We start from the raw sequence: 24,444 nt of genomic DNA, 5'->3' as shown, positions 1-24,444 counted from the left end.
GCCGGCGCACACACTCATGGTGCACACCCGGCGGGCTCAGTCCCGCCGGGCCACACCGACACTGCGAGCTACCCCGAACCTAGAAGCTACACCGACGTTAGACGACCACCTCGTGGAGCCGGGTCCGGTCCCACGGCACGGCCCAGCCCAGCTGCTCAAAGAGTCCATCCAGAATGATCCCGGTGAAGCCCCAGACCAGCACGCCGCTGACGGCGAAGGCGGGGCTGCTGAAGGTCCTGCCATCGCGGCTGACCGTGGCTGTCACCCGGTTGGCCGGGTCCAGCAGGTCCCGGACTGGGATCCGGAAAACCTGGGCGGATTCGGCGTAGTCCACCACGTGCACCGGCGACGGCGACGCCCACCATCCGAGCACCGGCGTCACCAGGAAGTTGCTGCGCGCCAGCCCAAGCTCCTGCAGCACGCCCAGGACCTCCACACCGGAGGAGTCCAGTCCGGTCTCCTCCTCGGCTTCCCGAAGGGCCGCGGCAACCGGGGTTTCGTCCTCGTCGATGGAACCGCCGGGAAAGGCGACCTGGCCGGGGTGGGAATCCAGGGTGTGCGCGCGTTCCAGCAGCAGGACATCAAGATCCGCCGCGGCCAGGGGTTTGCCGGAGGCCGCGGGAACGTCGTCCAGCACACCGAAAAGCATCAGGATTGCCGCCTTGCGGGCTATGGTTTCATCTACGGTCAGTGCCGCCCAGGCAGTGTTCGGCGCGGTGACGTCGCCGCTGTCCGATCTGCGCACCAGGTCGATCAGGTCCTGGCGTGCGCTCACGGGAGCCGCCTCTGCGATTCCATCCGGATTTCAGCGGCGCGGTGCGTCTCGGCCAGCAACCGTTCCAGGAGGCTTTCGCTCCCGGGCGCCAACTCGTATTTAAGGAGTTTGGCAGCTTTGACGGGGTCAGTCTCGCCCAACCCGTAGCTGGGGCACCAGTTCGCTACCGGACACGCGCCGCAGGCTGGCTTCCGTGAGTGGCACACACGCCGCCCATGGAACACCACCCGATGCGAGAGCATGGTCCAGTCCTTGCGCTCAAACAGTTCAGCGACGTCGAATTCGACCTGTAGCGGGTCCTCGGACGCGGTCCAGCCGAAGCGCCGTGCGAGCCGGCCGAAGTGGGTATCCACAGTGATCCCGGGGACGCCGAAGGCATTGCCCAGCACCACATTGGCGGTCTTACGCCCCACTGCCGGCAGCGTCACCAGGTCTTCCAGACGGCCGGGGACCACGCCGTCGTACTCGTCCACCAGGCGGGTGCTCAGGGCCAGCACGCTCTTCGTTTTGGCCCGGAAAAAGCCGGTGGGCTGCAGGATCGCTTCCAGCTCGGCGGGATCGGCCTCTGACATGGCCCGGGCGTCCGGGTACCGCGCGAACAGGATCTTGGTGACCCGGTTGACCAGCACATCGGTGGTCTGGGCCGACAGGACGGTGGCCACGACCAGTTCAAACGGGTTTCGGAAATCCAGCTCCGCGTGGGCATAGGGATACTTCTCCGCCAGGGCCTTGTTGATCCGCCGCGCCCGGCGCTTCAACGCCAGCAAAGACTCCGGGGCTGTTGTGGCCGGGCCGGATCCGGGTCTACGGGACGTGGCCACGGGGCCGGTTAGCCGCGCTCGATGTTGCTGAGGTCGCGCAGCACGCCCACCCGTCCGTCGGTGTGCTGGACCAGGAATTCGTGGCCCCGGTCTTCCAGGGCCAGCACCCAGCCGCCCGGTTCAATCACAAAGGCGGGGGCGCCGGTCTGGGGGTCCACCGCGGTCCGGTGCTGTGCCACGGCAAACCAGAACGCCTCATGCGCAGGCTCTTCGTACGATTCTTCCGGCCTGGATGCCGGATCCACGGTGGCGCCGATGGGCTCCACGCGGCGCACCTGCTGATGCACGGCCGTCGCTGCAGGTTCCGCGGCAGACTGGCGAGCCGAGGCAGCGACGCCTGTGCCGGCGTCGTGGGTTGCTGCCTCAGGGGCAGCGGCGGCGGACGCCGTAGGGGTCGGCGCAGGGGCAGCCGCAGCCGCCGTCGGGATGTCACCCGCAGACGTCTCCGCAACGGCGGGCGCCGTGGAGGTGCCCGTCGCTGGAGGGGAAGGCACGACGTCGGCCGCCTGGGTTGCGGGGCTCGCGTCACCGGCAGCGGACCACTCGGTGACCTCCGGGGCGGAAGAGACGGCTGCTGACGCAGCCGGTGAGGTGGGCGCGGCGGAAAAGGCCCCGGCTGAAGCGGTGGGGGTGGCGGCACGCGCAGAAGTTGCCGCCGCTGAAGATGCGGCAACAGGCGCGGAAGCCTCCGGAACGGGCGTGGTCGCAGCCTTGGGTTCCTTGGGCGTGTGCGGCTTGGGCAGCGGGACAGCCGAGTCGCGCGCCATCACGTGGGCCGGGGTTTCGTCGCGCCCCAGGAAGTCGCCGGCGAAGTACGGAATGAAGCGGCTCAGCACGGTGCCCGCGAACAGCACGACGGAACCCACCAGGCCCACCAACAGGCTGGGCACAAAGGCCGCGGCCGTGGAAACGAAGAAGAACGCCAGTGCAAAGGAAGCCACCACAGACCCAAACTGGTCAACGGACAGCGAACCGATGCGGACCCTCGTGGCGGGAGCGAGCCGGCGGGCAGCAAAGAGTGCCGTGACAATCAGCGGCAGCACAATGCCGAGACCCAGGAAGAACAGGCTGCCTGCATTCCAGAGATTAAACCGGCCGAAGAAGATGGGCAGCAGCGAGGCGACCAGCAGAATGAGGGTGGCGGCGAAAACCGTCAGGTCCCGCAGCGTGAACGGACCCAGCACGGCCTGGTTGGTGGTGCCCGGCTTGGCGCCGGCCGGCTTCTGCACGCCCTTCGCTGAGCCGCCTCCCGGGGTGCTGCCAGGCCCTGCCTCGGTTGTGCGACCAAACTTCCGGCCGAAGCTTTGCTGGTTCATTCTGTACTCCTTAGCGTGGCGGCACCGGGACGGTTCCGTCCCAAAACTGTGCCGTCCGAAACGGCGGAAACGGCCAGGCCCGGCAGCGATACACCGGATCCGACAGCTCCGTAGAAAGTCACAATTCAATCTCAGCCTAGTCAACCGCATGGCCGATCACTAGCTGATCCGCAGCGGCGGGACGCCAGTGGGCAGGGTCCTTTAACCATTCACCGCTAAATAAATGCCGTTCGTGGGGGCCTTTGTGACAGCGAACACATCGCGGCCCCGGCGCGTATTAGGCTTGATTTCGGAACAGCTCTTTGCGGAATGTCCGTGATCGGCCGCTACCCTGCCGCGCAAAGCGGCGGAGCACGGCCGGGCGACGGCAGCCGCTAAAAAGACCGATGAATGATGAGGTTCACCATGTCTCAGGACACTCCCGGCTCCACGGCCACCGCTCCCGCAGCTTCCGTGCAGACCGACCAGCAGGGCGACGCCTTTGAAAACCTGCTGCACGAAAACCGTACTTTCGCCCCCAGCCCCGAATTCGCTGCCGACGCCGTTGTCACCGCCGCTGATTATGCAGAGGCCGACGCCGGCCGCCCGGCTTTCTGGGCGAAGAAGGCCCGCGAACTGCTCACCTGGAGCAAAGACTTCGACCAGGCGCTGGACTGGTCCAACCCGCCGTTCGCCAAATGGTTCGTGGGCGGCGAGGTCAACGCCGCGTACAACGCGCTGGACCGCCACGTGGAGAACGGCCTCGGCGGCCGTGTGGCCATCTACTTCGAGGGCGAACCCGGCGACACCCGCACGTACACCTACGCCCAGCTCACTGAAGAGGTCAAGAAGGCCGCCAATGCCTTCGAGTCCCTCGGCGTTGGCAAAGGTGACCGGGTGGCCGTCTACCTGCCCATGATCCCGGAGGCCATCATCACGCTGCTGGCCTGCGCCCGCATCGGTGCCGTGCACTCCGTAGTGTTCGGCGGCTTCTCCGCCGACGCCCTGCGCTCCCGGATCGAGGACGCCGAAGCCAAGCTCGTCGTCACCGCGGACGGCACCTATCGCCGCGGCAAGCCCAGCGCGCTGAAGACCGCCGTGGACGACGCCCTCTCCGTCGACGGGCACACGGTCCAGAACGTTGTGGTGGTCAAGCGCAACGGCCAGAACGTGGACTGGCACGAAGGCCGGGACCACTGGTGGGCGGACACCGTGGAGCTGGCCTCCGCCGAGCACAAAGCGGTGGGACACGACTCCGAACACCCGCTGTTCATCCTGTACACGTCCGGCACCACGGGCAAGCCCAAGGGCATCCTGCACACCACCGGCGGCTACCTCACCCAGGGCGCCTACACCCACAAGGCCGTGTTCGACCTCCACCCCGAAACGGATGTCTTCTGGTGCACGGCCGACGTCGGCTGGGTCACCGGCCACACGTACGTCGCCTACGCCCCGCTCATCAACGGCGCCACACAGGTGATGTACGAAGGCACCCCGGATTCCCCGCACCAGGGCCGCTGGTGGGAGATCATCGAGAAGTACAAGGTCTCCATCCTGTACACCGCCCCCACGGCCATCCGGACCTTCATGAAGTGGGGACGGGACATCCCGGACAAGTACGATCTGACCTCCCTCCGGGTCCTCGGTTCCGTGGGCGAATCCATCAACCCGGAAGCCTGGATGTGGTACCGGGACGTCATCGGCGGCAACAAGGCACCGATCGTGGACACGTGGTGGCAGACCGAAACCGGCGCCCAGATGATCGCACCGCTGCCCGGCGTCACCGCCACGAAGCCCGGCTCGGCCCAGACCCCGCTGCCCGGCATCGCGGTGGACGTCGTTGATGAGCAGGGCGAATCCGTGCCGGACGGCCACGGCGGCTTCCTGGTGATCCGGGAGCCCTGGCCCGCCATGCTCCGCGGCATCTGGGGCGACCCCGAGCGGTTCAAGGAGACCTACTGGTCCCGCTTCGAAGGCATGTACTTCGCTGGCGACGGCGCCAAGAAGGACGAGGACGGCGACATCTGGCTCCTGGGCCGCGTGGATGACGTTATGAACATCTCCGGGCACCGGCTCTCCACCACCGAGATCGAATCCGCCCTGGTCAGCCACCCCTCCGTGGCCGAAGCCGCCGTCGTGGGCGCCGCCGACGAAACCACCGGCCAGGCCGTCGTCGCGTTCGTGATCCTGCGCGGGGACGCCGTGGACAAGGGCGAGGCCACCATCCAGGAACTCCGCAACCACGTAGGCAAGGAAATCGGGCCCATCGCCAAGCCCAAAACCATCCTCGTGGTCCCGGAACTGCCCAAAACCCGCTCCGGCAAGATCGTCCGCCGCCTGCTCAAGGACATCGCCGAAGGCCGCGAATCCGGCGACGCCACCACCCTGGCCGACACCACAGTGATGCAGCAGATCGCGCAGTCGCTCAGAAAGTAACAGCCGCCTCACCACCCAGTCCGACGCCATCGAGTGGCCCCGATTCTCCCGTCCCACGGGAAAATCGGGGCCGCTCGCTGTTTGGGACGATTCAAAAAAATCAACACCAAGAATGTTATTTCCCGTTCTTCCATGTTCTGTTTTGAACGTTTATAGTCAGATGCAATGTGAGGCGTCTCACATGCGGCTATTTTTCAAGGGAGAGAACATGGCTTCACAGTTTGATGCGTCTGCAACTGCTTTTCCCAGCAGGCGAAGCATCCTCAAGACCGTTGGCATAGGCGCAGCAGGCCTGGCCGGCATTCCACTGCTCGCAGCCTGCACGGGCGGAAGTGCGCCATCCGCCACGGGTTCCGGCTCCTCCGGCCTTACCTTCGGTTCCGGGTCCTCCGATGACGTCCCCAAGCGGGCGTACCAGGCTGTCACCGACGCCTTCACGGCCAAGACCGGCAAGAAGGTCACCACGAACGTGGTGCCCCACAATGATTTCCAGAACAAGATCAACTCCTACCTGCAGGGCTCCCCGGACGATACGTTCACATGGTTCGCCGGATATCGCATGCAGTACTACGCAGGCAAAGGGCTCCTTGCGCCCATCGATGACGTCTGGGAGACCATCGGCGGCAACTACTCCGATGCGCTGAAGAAAGCCTCCACCGGACCGGACGGCAAGATGTACTTCGTACCCAACTACAACTACCCGTGGGGGTTCTTCTACCGGAAGAGCCTCTGGGCCGAAAAGGGGTACCAGGTGCCGGAGACCTTTGACGCCCTCAAGGCCCTCGCCACGAAGATGAAGGCAGATGGCATCATTCCCATCGGCTTCGCCGACAAGGACGGCTGGCCGGCCATGGGCACGTTCGACTACATGAACATGCGGCTCAACGGCTACCAGTTCCATGTGGACCTGTGCGCGCACCAGGAATCCTGGGACCAGCAAAAGGTCAGCGCGGTCTTCGACACCTGGGCGGCGCTCCTTCCCTTCCAGGATCCGGCAGCCCTCGGCCAGACCTGGCAGGACGCCGCCAAAGCGCTGGAAGCCAAGAAGACCGGCATGTACCTGCTGGGTTCCTTCGTCACCCAGCAATTCACCGACCCGGCGGTGCTGGCGGACATCGATTTCTTCGCCTTTCCGGAAATCGCCATGGAAGGCCGCGACGCCGTCGAAGCCCCCATTGACGGCCTCCTGCTGTCCAAAAAGGGCGGGGACAACAAGGCGGCCCGCGACTTCATGGCGTTCCTCGGCACCGCCGAGGCCCAGGACGCCTACGCCGCCGTGGATGCGTCCAACATCGCCACCGCCAAGGGCACGGACACGTCCAAGTTCAGCCCGCTCAACAAGAAGTGTGCGGACACCATCGCGGACGCGAAGTACATCAGCCAGTTCTTCGACCGGGACGCCCTGCCCGCCATGGCCAACAACGTGATGATCCCGGCCCTGCAGAGCTTCATCAAGGACGGCAAAATAGACGTCAAAAACCTCGAGGCCCAGGCCAAAACGCTCTACGCCGCGCAGTAAGTCCAGGGCCGCACTTCCAGCCCTGTCAGCGCCGTTTCCAAGGCGACCAGCCAGGAAGGGAACGACGACGGCGGCGCAGGCTCCCGCCGTCGTTCCCTTCCTGCGTCCCCACCCAAAGAGGAAGACTTCCATGAGCAGCACCGCACAAGAACTGATACCGCCGGAGGCGCGGGAACCCGGCAACGGCCGTATCCGCCGGGCAAAAGGGGGGCGGGTCCGCCGCCTGTCCGGACGGGACAAGCTCGTCCTGTCGCTGATGGTGGGCATCCCCACCCTGATCGAACTGACCCTCGTGTGGCTGCCGACGCTGATGTCCGTGGGGCTCAGCTTCACGCGGTGGAACGGCCTGGACCTGGGCAACATCCGTCCGGCGGGTACGGACAACTACCAGTTCATCTCCCAGGACTACCCGCCGTTCTGGCCAGCAGTGCAGCACAACATGCTGTGGCTCCTGTTCCTGGCACTGATTGCCACGCCGCTGGGGCTGTTGCTTGCCGTACTTCTGGACCAGAACATCCGCGGCAGCAGGATTTACCAGAGCATTTTCTTCGCACCCGTGATGCTGTCGCTGGCCCTGATCGGCATCATCTGGCAGCTCTTTTACCAGCGCGACAACGGCCTCCTGAACTTCCTCCTGGGCACAGCAGGGACACCGCAGGCCGTTGACTGGTTCGGGGACTCCTCCGTGAACATCTGGGCCGCCCTGGTTGCAGCGACCTGGCGGCATGCCGGCTACGTGATGCTCCTGTACCTGGCCGGGCTGAAGGGCGTGGATCCGACCCTGAAGGAAGCCGCCGCCATCGACGGAGCCAACGCCGTGCAGACCTTCTTCCGCGTGGTGTTCCCGGCCATGCGCCCCATCAATATCGTCATCGTGGTAATCACCATCATCGAATCGCTGCGCGCCTTTGACGTGGTTTACGTCATCAACCGCGGAACCAACGGCCTGGAAATGCTCAGCGCCCTGGTGATCCAGAACCTCGTGGGCGAAGGTCAGGTGATCGGCGTCGGCTCGGCACTGGCAGTGGTGCTGCTGGTCATCTCCCTTGTTCCCATCGTCTTCTACCTCAGCCGCACCTTCGGCAAGGAGAACAAAGCATGAGCACCACCACAGCCCGCACCGGCCGTACTCCTGCCGCAGCTGCGCCCCGCTCCGGCAGCCGGCCGAAGCGCCACTACGGGACCCACATCTTCCTGGCCGTTATGGCGGTGATGTGGCTGATCCCGCTGGGTTGGTCTCTTTTCACCGCGCTCCGTCCGGTGGACTCGACAAACCAGTACGGCTATTTCAGCTTCGCCGGCGACTTCAACTTCGACAACTTCTCCCAGGCCTGGACCCAGGGCGGGTTTTCCACGTACTTCTGGAACTCGGTCATCATCACCGTCCCGGCCGTGCTGCTGACCCTGTTCCTTGCCTCCCTCATGGCCTTCGCCGTCAGCCGGGTGAACTGGAAGTTCAACATCACGCTGCTCATCATGTTCACCGCCGGCAACCTGCTTCCCCCGCAGGTCCTCGCCGCTCCGCTGTTCGAGATGGCAAAGCACTTCGAAGTGCCGTACTCATTCAGCGATTCCGGAAACATGCTGAACACCTACATCGTTGTGATCGCGGTCAATACCGCCTTCCAGATGGGTTTCTGCACCTTCGTGCTGTCCAACTACATGAAGGCGCTCTCCGCAGACCTGACGGAGGCCGCACTGGTGGACGGGGCCGGCATCTGGCGGCAGTACCGGGAGATCATCATGCCGCTCTGCCGGCCGGCGTTCGCCGCCCTCGGCACGCTCCAGGTCATCTTCATCTACAACGACTACTTCTGGCCCCTCATCTTCATCCAGAGCGGCAACCGGCTTCCGATCACCACGGCCATCAACAACCTGCAGGGCGAATTCCTGAGCAACTACAACCTCCTGGCCGCCGGCGCAGTCATCACTGTCATTCCCACGCTGGTGATATATGTGCTCCTGCAGCGGCAGTTTGTTGCGGGGCTGACTCTTGGTTCAAGCAAGGGTTAGACCATCATGGAACGTGACGGGGATATCACACCCGCCTCAGCCCGAAAGGAATTACATGCTCCCCGCAGCACGCCACCAGGCAATCGTGGACGCCGTCCAGCGCGAACGGGTTGTCCGCGTCTCGGACCTCGCCCAGCAACTGGGCGTTTCGCTGATGACTGTCCGCCGGGATATCGAGCTGCTGGAGGAGGGTGGCAAACTGGAGCGTATCCACGGCGGCGCCAAGCTCCCCGGCGATGTCAGTACGCATGAGCCGGGCTTCGAGCTCAAGTCCACTCAGTTGACCGCGGAGAAACGGGCTATCGCGTTGGAGGCTGCGGGTCTGGTGCATGAGGGCATGGCCGTCGGACTCAGCGCCGGGACCACAACGTGGGCGCTTGCCAAGGAACTCGTGAACGGTCCTCGGATCACGGTGGTCACCAATTCCGTGCGCATCGCTGATCTCTTCCACCACGCCGCGTCCGGCGGCTCAGCCCGGTTCGCATCAACCGTGATCCTGATCGGCGGCGAGCGGACGCCGTCGGACGCTTTGGTGGGTCCCATCGCGACTGCAGCGCTCAAACAGCTGCACCTGGACGTGCTGTTCCTGGGCGTGCACGGCATGGACGCCGACGCCGGCTTCACCACACCTAACCTCCTGGAGGCCGAGACGGATCGGGCGTTCGTCGCCGCCGCCCGGAAAACCGTGGTCCTTGCCGACCACACCAAGTGGGGGCTGCTAGGCATCAGCACCATCGCCCCCTTGGATGCGGCCGATGAGGTCATCAGCGACGCCGGGCTGGGTTCCGAGGCGCAACGTGTCCTGCGGGAGAAAGTTGGCAGGCTTCGGCTCGCTGCAGCCTAGGGGCAGCCGCAGGACTGCCGGATCTGCAACTCGGCAGGAAAGATGAGATGTTCCGATTCGTGGCCGCGATGGGCGCCTATTAGGGCGCTGACAGCGGCCTCCGCCATTGCCTTTGCCGGCTGTTTCACTGTTGTAAGGGGAGGCCAGCTGTACTCAGCTTCAGCTGAGCCGTCGAAGGACGCCAGGGCGATGTCATTGGGGATCGACAGTCCCGCCTCATGGAGTGCCCGGAGGATACCGACAGCCTGCAGGTCAGAGGTGGCAAAAATGGCCGTCGGGCGGCTCGCGGAGGCCAGGAGGCGTTTCCCTGCGGCGTAGCCGCCTTCACGGGTGAAGGCGGTACGGACAATGGGGCCTTCAGGCAGGCCTGCCCCCGCCAGAGCCTGCAGCCAGCCCTCTTCACGGCCGTCATAATAGTTGCCGGTGTTTGTACCCATGGCGAGGGCGATACTGGTGTGTCCGTGGCCGATCAAGTGTTCAACGGCTGATTTTGCGCCCGCCACCAGATCCACGCCCACGCTGTTAAATCCGGGCGCATCGGCACTGTGGTTCAGGAGAACAACAGGTATCTCCGCCGATTCAAGGTCCGCCAGGCCCGGTTCCATCAAGACACTGGACAGAATGACGCCGTCCACCTGGCGTGCCGCAAGGTTGCGGACATGCCGGAGTTCCTTCGCGAGGTTTCCATCCGAGTTGGTAAGCAGCAGGGCGTAGCCCAGTTCAGCGGCAGCATCTTCCACAGCGTGTGCCAGCAGCGAGAAGAAAGGGTTGCTGTTGTCCGGAATAACCAGCCCTATTGTTTCGCTGGATCCCAGTTTCAGGGCCCGCGCGGCAGCGTTCGGACGGTACCCCAGCCGGCGGATGGCGTCCTGGACCTTCGCTTCCGTGGCCGGCGCCACTCTCTTGGGCCCGCCGTTAACTACATAGCTGACGACGGCGGTGCTGACGCCCGCGTACCGGGCAACATCCTTGCGGGTCACCGGGCCGCGTGGGGCCTGCAATGCGGGAGTCGTCATGGTGTACATGCTAGCTATCAGATCCCCGGCGCGTCGCCGAAGTCACGGATGGGAAGCCGCTCTCCGCCGCGGAGGGCGGACTGGTGCGCCACGATGCCGGGCAGCGTGAATCGGGCGGCAACCCAGGCGTTGACCGGCGGCAGGGTGCCGGTGTTGACCGCGGTCACGAAGTCATCCACGAGGAAATGGTGGCTTCCCTCGTGGCCGTTCGGTGCGCCACGGAACTCCTCCGGCAGCCGATCAGCGTCATGGACCGGCGAGAGTCCGGACACGAAGGCGTCCCTCAGTTCCGGCGCAACGTTGGCCAGCGACGGGTCATCGAGGGACATACTGGGCCGGGTTTCGAACTGCTCGGAAATGTCTTGGACGTTTTCCTTGTCCTGCCAGACCGTGACTTTTGCAAGCTGTTCAAAGCTGGCCTCCGTCCCGAAGAACCTGAACCGGGACTCCCTGATGTGTGATGGGTAGCCCACGCGGCGCATCTCATTGGTGCGCATAACGCCGCCGTCGTTGAGTTCGAAGAGGGCCGTGGCGTTCGAGAAGTCGTTGCCGAACATGCTGACTTCCTTGTCGAAGACGCCGTCGTTGCGGTCATCCTTGACTCCGACGCAGCTGACGCTGACGGCGTGGGCGGGGACGGCGCCGAGGACTCCCCCGACCGCGTGCGTCGGGTACAGCATCGGCGGGTAGCTGGCGGTTTCCTTCCAGCGATCACCGCCGCTGTACTGGTAGGCATCGTAAAAGCCCAGGTCCATGTCGTGGACGTAGTCTCCTTCGGTGTAGAAGATCCGCCCGAAGCAGCCGGCCGCATGCTGCTTGCGTGCGTAGACCGTGGCCGGGTTGTAGTAACTGGTCTCCCCCATCATGTAGACCAGCCCGGTTTCACGGACGGCGTCGATGATCCGGGCGATTTCTTCCTCGGAGATGGCCATGGGGACGGCTGAATAGACGTGCTTACCGGCGCGGAGCGCCTGCTCCACCAGCGGACCGTGCGTCCAGCGCTGCGTGAAGATGGCCACGGCGTCGACGTCGGAGGCGAGGAGGTCCTCAAAGCTCGCCTCGGACCCCGCCAGGCGGTACCGGTCCACGGCCTCGGCCGCGCGTTCCGGAAGCTCGTCCACCACATAGACGTCGCTGACGCCGGGGTGGAGATTGAAGAGGTGCGCGAACTGGCCGCCGAACTGGCCAACTCCTACTACGCCGATTGAAAACGTCATTGTTTGCCTTCCCTGGATGCTGTAACGGAGCGCCGGCAAGCGCTGTCCATCAGGATTTCAGTGTTTCATTCGAATCTACTCGAGTCAATGCCCTATCGACTGGATAATCCCTCTAGAAATAAAAGAAAAACTAACACTTGCCACTCTTGATCTACTCGTGTAGATTCCTCAGCAGTTGTTATCCACATCACAGTCAGGAAAGGGTCGACGATGACCACCCTTGCCAAAAACGCGAGATCCGCCCCGCCCCAGACCGGAGCACCCAAGCCGCGCGGCGGTTACCGCCGGATCGGCGACCTCAAGATCGCCCTGTTCTTCATCGCCCCGGCAATGATCGGGTTCATCTTCTTCTACGTTGTCCCAACCATCCGCGGCGTGTACTTGAGCTTCACGGAGTACAACATCCTCGGAGACCCAACATGGGTGGGGATGGACAACTACACGGCGATCGCCAAGGACCCGCTGTTCTGGAATTCCCTGGCCGTCACCGGCCAGTACGTCCTCATCAACATCGTCCTCCAGACAGCGCTGGCACTGGGACTGGCCCTACTGATGCACCAGGTCGCCAAGTCCACGCTCATCCGCGGCGCTCTGCTCCTGCCCTACCTGATGTCCAACGTCATCGCGGCGCTGCTCTGGTTCTGGATGCTCGATTATCAGATCGGCGTGGTCAACCAGTTCATCGAATGGGCCGGCCTCCCCCGCGTCGCGTTCTTCGGCAGCGAAGAGTGGGCCATCCCCACCCAGGCAGTCATCAACACCTGGCGGCACATGGGCTACACCGCGCTGCTCATCTTTGCCGGCCTGCAGGCCATCCCCGGCAACATCTATGAGGTCGCAAAACTCGACGGCGCCTCAGCGTTCCAGACCTTCCGCAAGATCACCATTCCGCTGCTCCGCCCGGTCCTGGTGCTGGTCCTCGTGGTGACCGTGATCGGCTCCTTCCAGGTCTTCGACACCGTGGCCGTCACTACCCAGGGCGGACCGGTGAACGCCACCCGCGTGATCCAGTACTACATCTACCAGCGGGCCTTCACCGAGTCGGACTTCGGTTACGGATCCGCCATCGCCGTCATTCTCTTCCTCATCCTCGCCCTGGTGGCCTTCATCCAGATGAAGTTCCTCAAGGGCAACGAGTCGGACCTGGACTAAGGAGTCCCCCATGACATCCACCACCAGCCGCGCACCGCTGCATGCCCCGGCCCGCCGCCGTCGTCCGTTCAACCCCCGCCGCGCAGGCGCCTGGGCCCTCCTGGTCCTGGCCATCGCAGTCTCCGTCCTCCCGTTCCTCTGGGTGCTGCGGACGGCACTGTCCACCAATTCGGCACTGGCCGCCAACTCAGCCAGCCTGCTTCCCGCCGATTTCACGTTCGGCGCCTTTATGCGGGTGTTCGGGCTGCAGAGCCCCGCGGACGCCATCGCCGAGGGCGGTTCCGGTGCCACCATCGATTTCTGGCTGTACCTGAAGAACTCCATCATCTTCTCGTCCATCACCACCGCCGGGGCCGTATTCTTCAGCGCCATGGCCGCCTACGCCCTTGCCCGGCTGCGCTGGAGGGGCCGGAACGCGGTGTTCAGCCTATTCCTGGGCACCATGCTGGTCCCGCCGATCTTCACCGCCCTGCCCAACTTCCTGCTGATCAAGAACCTGGACCTGCTCAACACAATGCTCGGCATGGTCCTGCCCTACGTCTTTATGACTCCGTTCGCCATCTTCTTCCTCCGCCAGTTCTTCCTGAACATGTCCCGCGAGGTCGAAGAGGCAGCCATGCTCGACGGCGCCAAGCACCTCCGCATCTTCTTCCAGATTGTGCTTCCCAACGCCGCAGCACCAATCGCCACCCTTGCCCTGCTCACCTTCATCGGCCAGTGGAATGAATACTTCTGGCCGCTCCTCGTCGGATCCCAGGATGACGTGCGCGTCCTGCAGGTGGGCCTCGGGGTCTTCAAATCACAGGCACCGCAGGGTTCCCCGGACTGGTCAGGCCTGATGGCCGCCACCCTGGTTTCGGCCCTGCCCGTCCTGATCCTCTTCGCCGCCTTCGGCAAGAAGATCGTCAACTCCATCGGCTTCTCCGGCATCAAGTAACCACCCCCAAAAACCCCACTCCCCAACTCCCAAACGGAAAGTAGAACCATGAAGAAATCCCTCGGCGCCGTCGCCGTCGCCGCAGTTATGGCACTGTCCCTGTCCGCCTGCGGCGGAGGCTCATCCTCCTCGGCAGAATCAAGCAAGGGCGGCGAGATCAACTACTGGCTGTGGGACGCCAACCAGCTGCCCGCCTACCAGCAGTGCGCCGACGACTTCACGAAGGCCAACCCGGACATCTCGGTCAAGATCACCCAGCGCGGGTGGGACGACTACTGGAGCACGCTGACCAACGGCTTTGTCGGCGGCACTGCCCCCGACGTTTTCACCAACCACCTCGGACGCTACGGCGAGCTGGCAGAGAACAAGCAGTTGCTGGCCATCGACGACGCCGTCAAGAAGGACAACATCGACCTGTCCCAGTACAACGAGGGCCTCGCCGACCTCTGGGTTGGCCAGGACGGCAAGCGCTACGGCCTGCCGAAGGACTGGGACACCATCGGCCTGTTCTACAACGAGGCCATGCTCGCCAGCGGCGGCGTCACCGAAGAGCAGATGAAGAACCTCACCTGGAACCCGCAGGACGGCGGCACGTACGAACAGGTCATCGCCCACCTGAGCGTTGACAAGAACGGCAAGCGCGGCGACGAGGCCGGCTTCGACAAGAACAACGTCGCCGTGTATGGCCTTGGCCTCAACGGCGGCGGCGACTCCTCCGGGCAGACGGAGTGGAGCTACCTCACCAACACCACCGGCTGGTCCCACACGGACAAGAACCCGTGGGGCACGCACTACAACTACGACGACCCCAAGTTCCAGGAAAGCATGGACTGGTTCGCCGGACTCGTGGAAAAGGGCTACATGCCCAAGCTGGAGACCACCGTCGGCGCCAGCATGGCCGACACGTTCGCGGCCGGTAAGTCCGCCATCAATGCCCACGGTTCGTGGATGACCGGCCAGTACACCGGCTACCAGGGCATCGATGTGGGCATCGCCCCCACCCCGGTGGGCCCCGAAGGCAAGCGTGCCTCCATGTTCAACGGCCTGGCCGACTCGATCTGGGCCGGAACCAAGAAGAAGGACGCCTCGATCAAGTGGGTTGAGTACCTCGCCTCCGCTGACTGCCAGGACGTCGTAGCGTCCAAGGCCGTCGTCTTCCCCGCGCTCAAGGCTTCCTCCGACAAGGCTGCCGCGGCCTTCGCCGCCAAGAACGTGGACGTCTCCGCGTTCACCGAGCACGTCAAGAACAAGAGCACGTTCCTGTACCCGATCACGGACAACACCGCCAAGGTCAAGGGCATCATGGAGCCCGCCATGGACGCAGTAGTGTCCGGCAAGGCCCCGGCCAGCTCGCTGACCCAGGCCAACGAACAGGTCAACGCCCTCTTCAAGTAGGCCGCGAGCTTTACCGGCTGCGCGCCGCGGGCGTTGTATTCCCCGCGGCGCGCGGCCTCTATACTTTCTCCCACACCCCGTAAAGGACAGCATTCTATGGACCCCCTCCACCTCCGTTCCGCCAGCACCAGCCTGGTGATGAGCTTTGACAGCGGGGAGGCCGAGGTCATCCACTGGGGCGCGGATCTTGGCAGCACCCTGCCGGACCTCGCCATCCTCGGCGAACCGATCCCCCACTCCGCCATCGACGCCACCGTGCCCGCCGGCCTCCTGCCGCAGGCATCCTCCAGCTGGCGCGGCCGTCCCGCCCTCCGCGGCCACCGCCTCGCCGACGGCGTCTCTGGCCTCGACTTCTCGGCCCGCCTCCGCGCCGTGACCGCGAGCGCCGAGGACAACTCCGCCATTATCGTCCAGACCGATTCCTACGCCGGACTCACCGTCTCGTCCGCCCTGACACTGCACGACGGCGGCCTGCTGGAGCTGCGCCACACCCTCACCAACGACGGCGCCACGCCCTACCAGGTCGACGAGCTGGCCACCGTCCTCCCGGTGGCGCCGGACGCCGTCGAACTCCTTGACCTGACCGGGCGCTGGTGCCGGGAACGCCACCCGCAGCGCCGCCCCATCCAGCAGGGCACGTGGGTCCGCGCCGGCCGGCACGGCCGCACCGGGCACGACTCCTCGCTGCTCTTCGCCGCAGGCACCGCCGGGTTCGGCAACCGCCACGGCAAGGTCTGGGCCACCCACCTGGCCTGGAGCGGCAACCACGAGCAGTTCGCGGACAGCATCGGCGACGGCCGCACCATGATCGGCGGCTCCGAGCTCCTGGGCCCGGCCGAGGTCATCCTTGCACCCGGCGCCAGCTACACCACGCCGGCACTGTTCGCCGCGTACTCGGACCGCGGCCTGGATGGCATCAGCGAGGCGTTCTACAGCTGGTTCCGGTCCCGCCCGCACCACGTTCTCCCCGCGGCCAGCACGGCAACCCACCCGGGCAAGCCCCGTCCCGTGGTCCTCAACACCTGGGAAGCGGTCTACTTCGACCACAACCTCTCAACGCTGATCGAGCTGGCGGACTCCGCCGCCGAACTGGGCGTGGAGCGATTTGTGCTCGACGACGGCTGGTTCCGCGGCCGCCGCGACGACCACGCCGGCCTGGGCGACTGGTACGTCGACGGATCACTCTGGCCCGATGGCCTCACGCCCCTGATTGATGCCGTGACCTCGCGCGGGATGGAATTCGGGCTCTGGGTGGAACCGGAAATGGTCAACCTGGACTCCGATATTGTCCGCGCGCACCCTGAGTGGATCGTTGGTCCTTCGGTCCAGAGCTACAAGGACGGCGGCCGCCTGCCGATTGAATGGCGGAACCAGCAAGTGATCGACCTCGTGAACCCGGACGCGTGGCAGTACATTTTCGACCGCGTCGACGCCCTGTTGCGCGAGAACAACATCAGCTACCTGAAGTGGGACCAGAACAGGGACCAGCTGGAGCACGGCCACGCCGGCCGCTCCTCGGTCCACGAACAGACCCTGGCCGCCTACCGGCTCTTCAACGAGCTCAAGAAGGCCCATCCCGGCGTCGAGATTGAAAGCTGCTCCTCCGGCGGGGCCCGTGTGGACCTGGGCATCCTGGAACGCACGGACCGCATCTGGGCCTCGGACTGCAACGACGCCCTGGAACGGCAGACCATCCAGCGCTGGACCGGGCTGGTGGTCCCGCCGGAGCTCGTGGGCGGGCACGTCGGCCCCACCACCTCGCACACCACGGCCCGCACGCACGATCTGTCCTTCCGCGCCATCACAGCGCTGTTCGGCCACTTCGGCATGGAATGGGACGTCCGCGAGGTCCAGGGCGCCGAGCGCGAGGAACTCAAACGCTTCATCGCCCTCTACAAGGAACACCGCGGCCTGATCCACTCCGGGCGCATGGTCCGCGCGGACGTACCCGACGATTCCCTGATGCTGCACGGCGTAGTTGCCCCCAGTGGTGCCTCGCAGGGCACCGTTCCCCCAGGCACGACGGCGGCGCTGTTCGCCCTGGTCAGCACGGGCACCGCGTTCGCGGAACAGACCGGACGGATCACCATCCCCGGCCTCGAACCGGACCGGGACTACCGGGTGGAAGCCATCTTCCCGGCGCCCGGAGACGCCGACTATGCCCACACATTCACGCAGGTCCAGCCGCCGGCCTGGCTGGCGGACGGGGCGGTGGCCGGTGGCCGCTTCCTGGCCGAAGTGGGCCTGCCGATGCCCATCCTCAACCCCGAGCACGGCCTCGTCCTGAGGTTCACGGCACTCTAGGGTCCCTGCCCCGCTGACCCGCGCCAAGGACGAGGCCGGCAGGCTGACTGCACCGTCCCGGTGTCGGAGCCGGGTTCAGCGGCGGATTCCGTGCGTGAAGTACAGCACGGGGCCCAAGAAGTACAGGGCAATGACCGCCGCCCACACACTCTTGCGGCCGTTGACCCGCGGGGCGGGGCGGGTGGCCAGATCCGTCCAAGCGGTGGCGGCCAGCGACAACTGCTCTGAGGACAAGGCCAGGACCACAGCCTGCTGCCCGCTTGTCAGATCGCTCCAAGTCACGGACTTCTTGCTCGTCATGGTCATATTCTCCGTGTCGGGGTGTGCGTCATTGCGTTCGGCCAAATAGCGGGCTTGATTCAATCATGATGGTTTCCTTGTCCCTACGGGGGTTTGTCGGTCAACTGTGTTGTCTCCAAGGTTGCGCCGGTTGGGCCATCCATACCTCTTTCGGGGCCCGCCGATCTTACGAAACGAACCCAGGCCGTTTTGAGGTGGCATGGCGCGTACTATCGGCTACATGGGCAAGAGGGCCACAGACATGAGACGCACTTTTATGCGTCGGTGGGTGCTTGCGGTTACGGCCGGGGAGACCGTTGGATTCATTATCCCGGCCGCTGTTGGTGGAGCGTTGACATTAGCCGCCGCTCCCGCTTCCGTCGTCTATCCGTTGATGATCGCCGCCGGAGCATGCGAAGGTATCCTCCTTGGGTTGGGGCAGTCCATCGGCTTTGGCTCTTTTGGGATCCCTCGTGCTGCCTGGATTACCGCCACTGGTGGGGGTGCCGCTGTCGCGTGGTCCATCGGTATGCTGCCGAGTACGATCGGCAGTGTCGATTTCGCTTCGCCGTCCGCTGTTGCCCTCATGGTCGTCGGGGCGGCGGTGCTTCTGGCTTCGATTCCGACCTTGCAGTGGCTTGTCTTACGCCGGGTAATACGGCGGGCCTCCTGGTGGATCCCTGTCAACGCTGGTGCCTGGGCTGCTGGCATCCTCTGGACTTTCGCGCCGTCTCCGTTCATTGACGAGAACACAGCATTTCCTGCCCTGTGGGGTCATATTTAGTGGCCGGCATACTCATGGCGGTCACTGTGGGTGCCCTGACTGGCTTCGCTGCGCGGCACGTAGTGGAATCCACTCACTACTCGCCAGCACAGCGCACTGATGCCGGTCAATCCATCTACCAGCGGCCGACCCCATGAACTGCGCTCAGCCTGTAGTCAGCAGGCCAGCCCCACGGAGCTCGCCCCGATTCCCTCCCCGGAACCTCAGGGCTCCCGTGGTGACCACCATCGTGCGGACGGGTTGATGGCAAACTGGCGTCCAGTAATTTCCGTCGGCGTAATGCGGAACAGCTGATCCTTGGCCCCCGGCTCCCAGGGAGACAGGCTCTGATCCACCTTGTCCTGATCAAGTTCGTTGTCCGGGACAGCTTCAGGACGGCCTTTCACCACGACGCTCCACGCAATGGTTCCGTAGGGGTTGAGGCCGTCAGCCTCCAGTGCGACCGCTCCCCCTTCCAGCAAAGCGTCCAGTTTGGTTCCCGGACCTGTTCGGAAAAACAGTGATCCATCCTCCGGCAGGTAGTTCACGGGAAAGATTTCAGGTCCGTTGGTGCCAATTACCGCCAGTCGGCCGACTGAAGCGGACCGAAGGGATCTCCAGCACGCATGTGTTCCAAGAACCTTTAATGCTGATGCTTCTTCGAAGATGTTCATGTGCCGAGCATACATACGTGATGGATCAAGGCAGCAGAGCACGCCCCCTTTAGCGCGGACTCGGGTGAGCGGCGACAGCGGATAGCCGGAAGTAGCGAGCGCCCGCCAGCGAATGGCCCTCTTGGCAGCGCGGCCAGCCCACCAGCTGTGCGAAAAGTAAGTGTCGTCCGTGGAACGTCAACGTCGTCGCCTAGGGTCCTTTGCGACGAATTCTGCACCATCATTCACCGTTCGAAGTCCACGGCCCCCCGGAAATCCGGCCACGTGGAATGTCCCGGGCCGAATGATGGTGCAGAATCCGACGGGTAGATTGGAGCCATGACTGACGTTTCCTCCACTGACTCCGCATCTGCCTCCGCTGCCGGGCGCGGCACGATCCTCGTGATCAACGGCCCCAACCTCAACCTGCTGGGCACCCGTGAACCGGAGAAGTACGGCACTTCCACTCTCGCGGACGTGGAGCAACTGGCAGCTACGGCGGCGCAGGCCCACGGCTTCACGGTGGAGTGTGTCCAGTCCAACCATGAGGGGGTGCTCCTGGACGTCATCCACGCAGCCCGCGGCACCGCCGTCGGGATTGTGCTGAACGCCGGCGCCTTCACCCACACCTCCGTGGCCCTGCGTGACGCTCTGGCGGCGGTGCAGCTTCCCGCCGTCGAGGTCCACATCACCAACGTGCACCAGCGCGAGGAATTCCGGCACCACTCCTTCTTGTCCCCGGTGTGCGCCGCGGTGATCGTAGGAGCTGGAGTGTTCGGCTACAAGCTGGCCATCGACTACCTGGCCGAAGCGCTGTAGCCCGGCGCTGTGCGGCTCAGGCTCGTGTGGCTCAGGCTCGTGTGGCTCAGGCCGCCCGGGCTACTTCTGGATGCACTGCCCGGAGGAGACTGGAGCGCTGAGGCTTGCGGCCTGGGATGCGACCGGGAACAGGTCATTCATGGTGATCGCGAAACCCATTTCGGTGTCCGAGGTTGCCTTGGCGAAAATGACGCCGGCCACCAGACCCTCCATGGTCAGCAGCGGGCCGCCCGAGTTCCCGGGCTGGACGTTGCCGGCCAGGCGGTATATCTCTTCCGGGGCCGGGTTTTCGCCGTAGATGTCGGGCACCAGAACCGAGGTGATGTCCTGGACCGTGGCGGGGTTGGACTGGAACGGACCGCCGTGAGGGTACCCCGCGAAAGCTGCCGGGCTGCCGTTCGGAAGGTCGGACGTCAGCGTGAGTGGTTCGGAAGGCAACCCGTCAACGGCCAAAACAGCGAGGTCGTGCCTGGTGTCGAAGTACACCACCCGCCCGGGCATCGCGCCGCCGTCGGGAATTTCAACCACCGGCTGCGACACGCCCGCCACAACATGGGCATTGGTCACAACCCGGCCAGGGGAAACCACAAAGCCAGTGCCGGTCTGGTTCTGCCCGCATTGGTAGGCGGTTCCGGCAATTTTCAGGACTGACTGCGCGGCCCGGTTCAGCGCTGGCGTATCGGTGCTTGCATTGGGCACTGCCACTTGCTGACCCTGGTCCAGGCCTTCAAGCAGCGTGGGGATTCCGTTGCCGATCACCGTGGACCGCAGCTGCGCCATGGTGGTCTTCACCGGGACAGGCGTCAGCCCATCGATGTATCGGATGACTTTGGACTCGGCCAATTGTTGGGACACAAACGGAACGCCGAGAGCGCTGACGCTGAAAGCGAGCATGGACATCACCAGCGCCGAGACCACCACGTTGACGGCCCCGCCCACCAGCCGGTCCACAGCCCGCAGCGGCTTGATCCGCACGGCGCCGCGGATTTTGCGCCCGATCATGGTCCCTAGGCCATGGCCCAGAGCCATCAGTACGACGGCGGCGGCCACGATGGCGGTCAGCCTCCAGCCGGAGTCGTCCACGAAGTTGCTGACCAGTGGAACGGCAAAGAAGGCAGCCACGGCGCCCGCGGCGAAGCCGACGATACCCCCGAGGGTGACCAGGAAGCCGTTGCGCAGGCCATAGATCAGGTAAGACAGCAGGGCCAGGATCAGCGCCAGGTCCAGAACAGTCAAGCCAAACACTGAGCGCTCCTCTAATACGGTTGAGACCCAATTCTAGTGGCGCAGGCTGACATTATTCCGTGGGCGCCAGTCTCCCGCCTATTGGGGCCAGGTTCGCCTCACGTTCAGTCGTCAAACTCACACCCCGGGCGCGGCCGGGCACCGGATCGGGCCCGCATTGCACAGTGTCAGCGGCGTTTCCGCTGCCAAGTACGTCACAGAACCTTGAAAATTCTGAAACAATGGCAAAAGCGCCACAGCCGACACTTTTTATTCAGGAGATTTCATGGACATCGAGGTACTGCGCCGAGCACCCCTATTTGCCACGCTCGACGACGAAGCATTCCGCCTGCTGACGGACGAGCTGACCGAGGTGGACCTCTCCCGCGGTGCATCGGTATTCCGCGAGGGCGACCAGGGCGACCAGCTCTACTTCATCGTCTCCGGCAAGGTGAAGCTGGGCCGCACGTCCCCCGATGGCAGGGAGTCCCTGCTCGCCATACTGGGCCCGGGTGAACTGTTCGGCGAAATGGCACTCTTTGACCCCAGCCCCCGCACGGCCACGGCCACGGCTGTCTCCGAAACCCGCCTTGCTGGCCTGAAGAACGAAAGCCTCAACGCCCTGCTGCGGACGCGCCCCGAGGTTTCGGCGCAGCTGCTGCAGGCCCTGGCCCGTCGCCTGCGCCGCACCAACGATTCACTCTCGGACCTGGTGTTCTCCGACGTCCCCGGCCGCGTGGCCAAGGCCCTGCTCGACCTGGCCGACCGCTTCGGCCGCCCGGCAACTGACGGCGTCCTGGTAGCCCACGAGCTCACCCAGGAAGAGCTGGCCCAGCTGGTAGGCGCCTCACGCGAGACGGTCAACAAGGCCCTGGCAGAGTTCGTCCAGCGCGGCTGGCTCCGCCTCGAAGCCCGTGCCGTAGTGATCCTCGACATGCAGCGCCTCCGCCAGCGCTCCCGCTAGTCCTTTCACGATTGAGGCCCTAAGGCTGACATCCTCCGCGTGCTGCTCCTTCGTCGCTTTGACGCATGCTTCCGGATGCCACCCTTGGGGCCTTTTGCGTTACGCCCTGCCAACGCTCTCTCACTTTATGGGGCTTTTCCCCAACTGCTCTCTCACTTTCTTAGGGAAAGTGAGAGAGCGTTGCCCAAAAACCTGCATCAAGTGAGAGAGCGTTCGAGTTGGGCGGCGGTCTTTCGCGTAGGAGCGCATCGCGGCGCATCGGGAACCGGAGGTCGCACAGCGACCGGAGGTTTCCCTATGCGTCGTGTCTAAGCGACGGCGAAGGGCCGCTGTCCGGCGGACTTAACCGGGCGGTCCGCGGACTAGCGTTCGCGCTGGGGGTCTCCTGCTACGGTTTTGGCGGCCTCGACTTCGAGCATGAGCGTGCCCTCTTCTTCGACCAGCCGTGCCTGGTACACGTGGGGTTTGCGCTTGTAGCTGAGGTAGGCGATGCAGCCGTTCGCTGCGGCCATCTTCTCCAGCATGATCTCCGACCCCGGCACCAGGAGCTGGCCGAGGGTAAGGCCAACGGTGTTCTCCTGGCCCACTTCATCGCCCAGGGCAGTGGTGCTGCGCGCGGCGATGGCCTTGGTGGCGCACACCCAGCGGCCCCAGACGCCCTTGCTCTCCAGCAGGCTGGGCTGCTGGTTCATGGGGACGGTGGCGGCGAAATAGCGGGTGTCGAAGCGGCGGTGCGCGAAGTCCGGGCTGCGCCAGTTGACGAGCGGCTTCAGCAGATCGGTCCGCAGCGAGAGTCCCCGCTTGGCGAGGAGCTCCGTGAAGGTCTTCTCCTGGTCGGCAACGGCCACACGGGCCCGCATCCAGTCCTGCGTTGACGTGTTTTCCACGGTGGTGGACATGTCCGGCCCGGCAAGGAGCACGCCGGCTTCCTCAAAGAGTTCGCGGATGGCGCCCACCACGTGGCGCCGCGCCAGCCCGACGTCGTCCGTCCCCATCTGCTCGGCCCAATGCTGGGGTGAGGGGCCCAGCCAGCCGACGGCGTCGTTGTCGGACGCCTCCAGGGAACCTCCGGGGAAAGCGAGGACGCCCAGCGGCGAGGAGCCGGGCCGGTACCCCAGCCATGTCTCCAGGCCGGTGGGCGAGTCCCGCAGCAGCACAACGGACGATGCGTAGCGGGCGGCACGCGGGGTCCGCTCACCGTGTTCGAGCCAGCTTTGGGCAGCCCCTTCAAGATCCGGAGGAAGGGCAAATAATCGTCGGGCGAGCTGAGGCAATTGAGTGAACCGGGTCCTTAGCTGAATTCAGCGATCAGTTCGACCTCTACGGGAGAGTCGAGCGGAAGAACCGACACGCCGACGGCGGAGCGGGCGTGCCGGCCTGCGTCACCAAAGACCTGGCCGAGGAGCTCGGACGCACCGTTGATGACGCCAGGCTGTCCGGTGAAGGCCGGATCGGAGGACACGAAGCCCACCACCTTGACGATGCGGGTGATGCGGTCCAGATCGCCGATGACGCTCTTGATGGCCGCCAGTGCGTTGATGGCGCAGACAGCGGCGTAGGCCTTGGCGTCCTCCGGGGACACGGTGGGCTCGTCGGAGGCGCCCTCTGTGCCGGTGGAGACCTTGCCGGTTGCTTCGAGTTTGCCGTTAATAAACGGCAGCTGGCCGGACGTGTAAACATGGCTGCCGGTGATGACGGCCGGCACGTAGGCGGCGACGGGAGCGGCCACCTCGGGGAGGGTCAGTCCCAGCTCGGCGAGGCGCTGCTCGACGGCGGAAACCGGCGCTGACTCAGACGCGTTTTCCGGCGTGGATAAAGGGCCGGACGTGGTCTCTGCGGGGGTGCTCATTGCTACTGCTTCTCCCTCTTGAGGTAGGCAACCAGGCCGTTGCCGTCAGGTCCGGTGATTACCTGGACGAGCTCCCAGCCGTCCTCTCCCCACTGGTCCAGGATCTGCTTGGTGGCGTGAATAATGAGCGGAATCGTCGCGTACTCCCATTTGGTCATGAGCTAAAGAC

22 protein-coding genes are annotated in these 24,444 nt (G+C 64.7%); 11 read left to right on the top strand and 11 right to left on the bottom strand.

Annotated elements, in window-relative coordinates; translation table 11 throughout:
• Positions 1-97: 97 nt before the first annotated feature.
• From NG698_RS11310 to NG698_RS11300, 3 genes are read right to left on the bottom strand one after another with little or no spacing between them, the layout of a single operon-like run.
• Positions 98-775 carry an NUDIX hydrolase gene (locus tag NG698_RS11310; RefSeq protein ID WP_252609801.1) on the bottom strand — a complete coding sequence of 226 codons (678 nt, stop codon included), beginning with the start codon at positions 773-775 and terminating at the stop codon, positions 98-100.
• Entirely contained in the window at positions 772-1,596 is an 825-nt protein-coding gene (nth, locus tag NG698_RS11305; protein WP_252609799.1) for an endonuclease III, read from the bottom strand. Before nth ends, NG698_RS11310 begins: the two co-directional genes overlap by 4 nt.
• A gap of 8 nt (positions 1,597-1,604) precedes the next feature.
• Positions 1,605-2,912 (bottom strand): hypothetical protein, encoded by a 1,308-nt coding sequence (locus NG698_RS11300; RefSeq protein ID WP_252609797.1) that lies wholly within the window; start codon positions 2,910-2,912, stop codon positions 1,605-1,607.
• Between the two features lie 405 nt (positions 2,913-3,317).
• On the opposite strand from NG698_RS11300, the gene acs reads away from it, so the two are divergent.
• From acs to NG698_RS11275, 5 genes are all read left to right on the top strand, one after another.
• The gene (gene acs, locus NG698_RS11295) at positions 3,318-5,327 is read left to right on the top strand and encodes an acetate--CoA ligase (protein WP_252609795.1); all 2,010 of its coding nucleotides are present in this window, start codon (positions 3,318-3,320) and stop codon (positions 5,325-5,327) included.
• A gap of 208 nt (positions 5,328-5,535) precedes the next feature.
• Positions 5,536-6,846, top strand: a complete 1,311-nt coding sequence (locus tag NG698_RS11290) for an ABC transporter substrate-binding protein (RefSeq protein WP_252609793.1) — start codon at positions 5,536-5,538, stop codon at positions 6,844-6,846.
• Positions 6,847-6,976: 130 nt separating this feature from the next.
• Positions 6,977-7,948, top strand: coding sequence for a carbohydrate ABC transporter permease (locus tag NG698_RS11285; RefSeq protein ID WP_056346189.1), 972 nt, complete (start codon positions 6,977-6,979; stop codon positions 7,946-7,948).
• A complete protein-coding gene (locus NG698_RS11280) occupies positions 7,945-8,859 on the top strand; it encodes a carbohydrate ABC transporter permease (RefSeq protein ID WP_252600334.1) in 915 nt (304 codons plus the stop codon). The genes NG698_RS11285 and NG698_RS11280 overlap by 4 nt, the downstream gene beginning before the upstream one ends.
• A 55-nt stretch (positions 8,860-8,914) precedes the next feature.
• Entirely contained in the window at positions 8,915-9,703 is a 789-nt protein-coding gene (locus NG698_RS11275; protein WP_252600333.1) for a DeoR/GlpR family DNA-binding transcription regulator, read from the top strand.
• Here NG698_RS11275 and NG698_RS11270 read toward each other — a convergent pair.
• Together NG698_RS11270 and NG698_RS11265 are read right to left on the bottom strand one after the other, a co-directional pair.
• Positions 9,700-10,719, bottom strand: a complete 1,020-nt coding sequence (locus NG698_RS11270; protein WP_252609791.1) for a LacI family DNA-binding transcriptional regulator — start codon at positions 10,717-10,719, stop codon at positions 9,700-9,702. The two genes, NG698_RS11275 and NG698_RS11270, sit on opposite strands and share 4 nt — an antisense overlap.
• A gap of 17 nt (positions 10,720-10,736) precedes the next feature.
• Positions 10,737-11,936 carry a Gfo/Idh/MocA family protein gene (locus NG698_RS11265; protein ID WP_252600329.1) on the bottom strand — a complete coding sequence of 400 codons (1,200 nt, stop codon included), beginning with the start codon at positions 11,934-11,936 and terminating at the stop codon, positions 10,737-10,739.
• A 210-nt stretch (positions 11,937-12,146) separates the two neighbouring features.
• Here NG698_RS11265 and NG698_RS11260 point away from each other — a divergent pair, with 210 nt between their 5' ends.
• From NG698_RS11260 to NG698_RS11245, 4 genes are all read left to right on the top strand, one after another.
• Complete coding sequence (locus NG698_RS11260) at positions 12,147-13,088, top strand: carbohydrate ABC transporter permease (RefSeq protein ID WP_252609789.1); 942 nt, start codon at positions 12,147-12,149, stop codon at positions 13,086-13,088.
• Between the two features lie 10 nt (positions 13,089-13,098).
• On the top strand, positions 13,099-14,025 hold the full coding sequence (locus NG698_RS11255) for a carbohydrate ABC transporter permease (protein WP_252609788.1): 927 nt from the start codon (positions 13,099-13,101) through the stop codon (positions 14,023-14,025).
• A 48-nt stretch (positions 14,026-14,073) separates the two neighbouring features.
• Positions 14,074-15,420, top strand: coding sequence for an ABC transporter substrate-binding protein (locus NG698_RS11250; protein ID WP_252609787.1), 1,347 nt, complete (start codon positions 14,074-14,076; stop codon positions 15,418-15,420).
• Positions 15,421-15,516: 96 nt separating this feature from the next.
• Positions 15,517-17,724 carry an alpha-galactosidase gene (locus tag NG698_RS11245; protein WP_252609786.1) on the top strand — a complete coding sequence of 736 codons (2,208 nt, stop codon included), beginning with the start codon at positions 15,517-15,519 and terminating at the stop codon, positions 17,722-17,724.
• Positions 17,725-17,799: 75 nt separating this feature from the next.
• Here NG698_RS11245 and NG698_RS11240 read toward each other — a convergent pair whose 3' ends face one another.
• On the bottom strand, positions 17,800-18,024 hold the full coding sequence (locus NG698_RS11240; protein ID WP_252609780.1) for a hypothetical protein: 225 nt from the start codon (positions 18,022-18,024) through the stop codon (positions 17,800-17,802).
• A 966-nt stretch (positions 18,025-18,990) separates the two neighbouring features.
• Complete coding sequence (locus tag NG698_RS11235; RefSeq protein WP_252600320.1) at positions 18,991-19,440, bottom strand: pyridoxamine 5'-phosphate oxidase family protein; 450 nt, start codon at positions 19,438-19,440, stop codon at positions 18,991-18,993.
• A gap of 318 nt (positions 19,441-19,758) precedes the next feature.
• Here NG698_RS11235 and aroQ point away from each other — a divergent pair, with 318 nt between their 5' ends.
• Positions 19,759-20,238 carry a type II 3-dehydroquinate dehydratase gene (aroQ, locus tag NG698_RS11230; RefSeq protein ID WP_252609778.1) on the top strand — a complete coding sequence of 160 codons (480 nt, stop codon included), beginning with the start codon at positions 19,759-19,761 and terminating at the stop codon, positions 20,236-20,238.
• Between the two features lie 60 nt (positions 20,239-20,298).
• On the opposite strand, the gene NG698_RS11225 is transcribed toward aroQ, so the two are convergent.
• Positions 20,299-21,483 (bottom strand): MarP family serine protease, encoded by a 1,185-nt coding sequence (locus tag NG698_RS11225; RefSeq protein ID WP_252609776.1) that lies wholly within the window; start codon positions 21,481-21,483, stop codon positions 20,299-20,301.
• A gap of 265 nt (positions 21,484-21,748) precedes the next feature.
• Here NG698_RS11225 and NG698_RS11220 point away from each other — a divergent pair, with 265 nt between their 5' ends.
• Positions 21,749-22,426 (top strand): Crp/Fnr family transcriptional regulator, encoded by a 678-nt coding sequence (locus tag NG698_RS11220; protein ID WP_011693220.1) that lies wholly within the window; start codon positions 21,749-21,751, stop codon positions 22,424-22,426.
• A 362-nt stretch (positions 22,427-22,788) separates the two neighbouring features.
• On the opposite strand, the gene NG698_RS11215 is transcribed toward NG698_RS11220, so the two are convergent.
• From NG698_RS11215 to sp36, 3 genes are read right to left on the bottom strand one after another with little or no spacing between them, the layout of a single operon-like run.
• Positions 22,789-23,700, bottom strand: coding sequence for an NUDIX hydrolase (locus NG698_RS11215; protein WP_252609774.1), 912 nt, complete (start codon positions 23,698-23,700; stop codon positions 22,789-22,791).
• 17 nt (positions 23,701-23,717) lie between these two features.
• A complete protein-coding gene (locus NG698_RS11210) occupies positions 23,718-24,275 on the bottom strand; it encodes a RidA family protein (RefSeq protein WP_252609772.1) in 558 nt (185 codons plus the stop codon).
• Between the two features lie 2 nt (positions 24,276-24,277).
• On the bottom strand, positions 24,278-24,433 hold the full coding sequence (sp36, locus tag NG698_RS11205; protein ID WP_099093395.1) for a Sp36 family protein: 156 nt from the start codon (positions 24,431-24,433) through the stop codon (positions 24,278-24,280).
• Positions 24,434-24,444 lie beyond the last annotated feature (11 nt).

The organism is Pseudarthrobacter raffinosi (assembly GCF_023913735.1).
Lineage (GTDB): Bacteria > Actinomycetota > Actinomycetes > Actinomycetales > Micrococcaceae > Arthrobacter > Arthrobacter raffinosi.
This window is presented reverse-complemented; position numbering and strand designations above follow the sequence as displayed.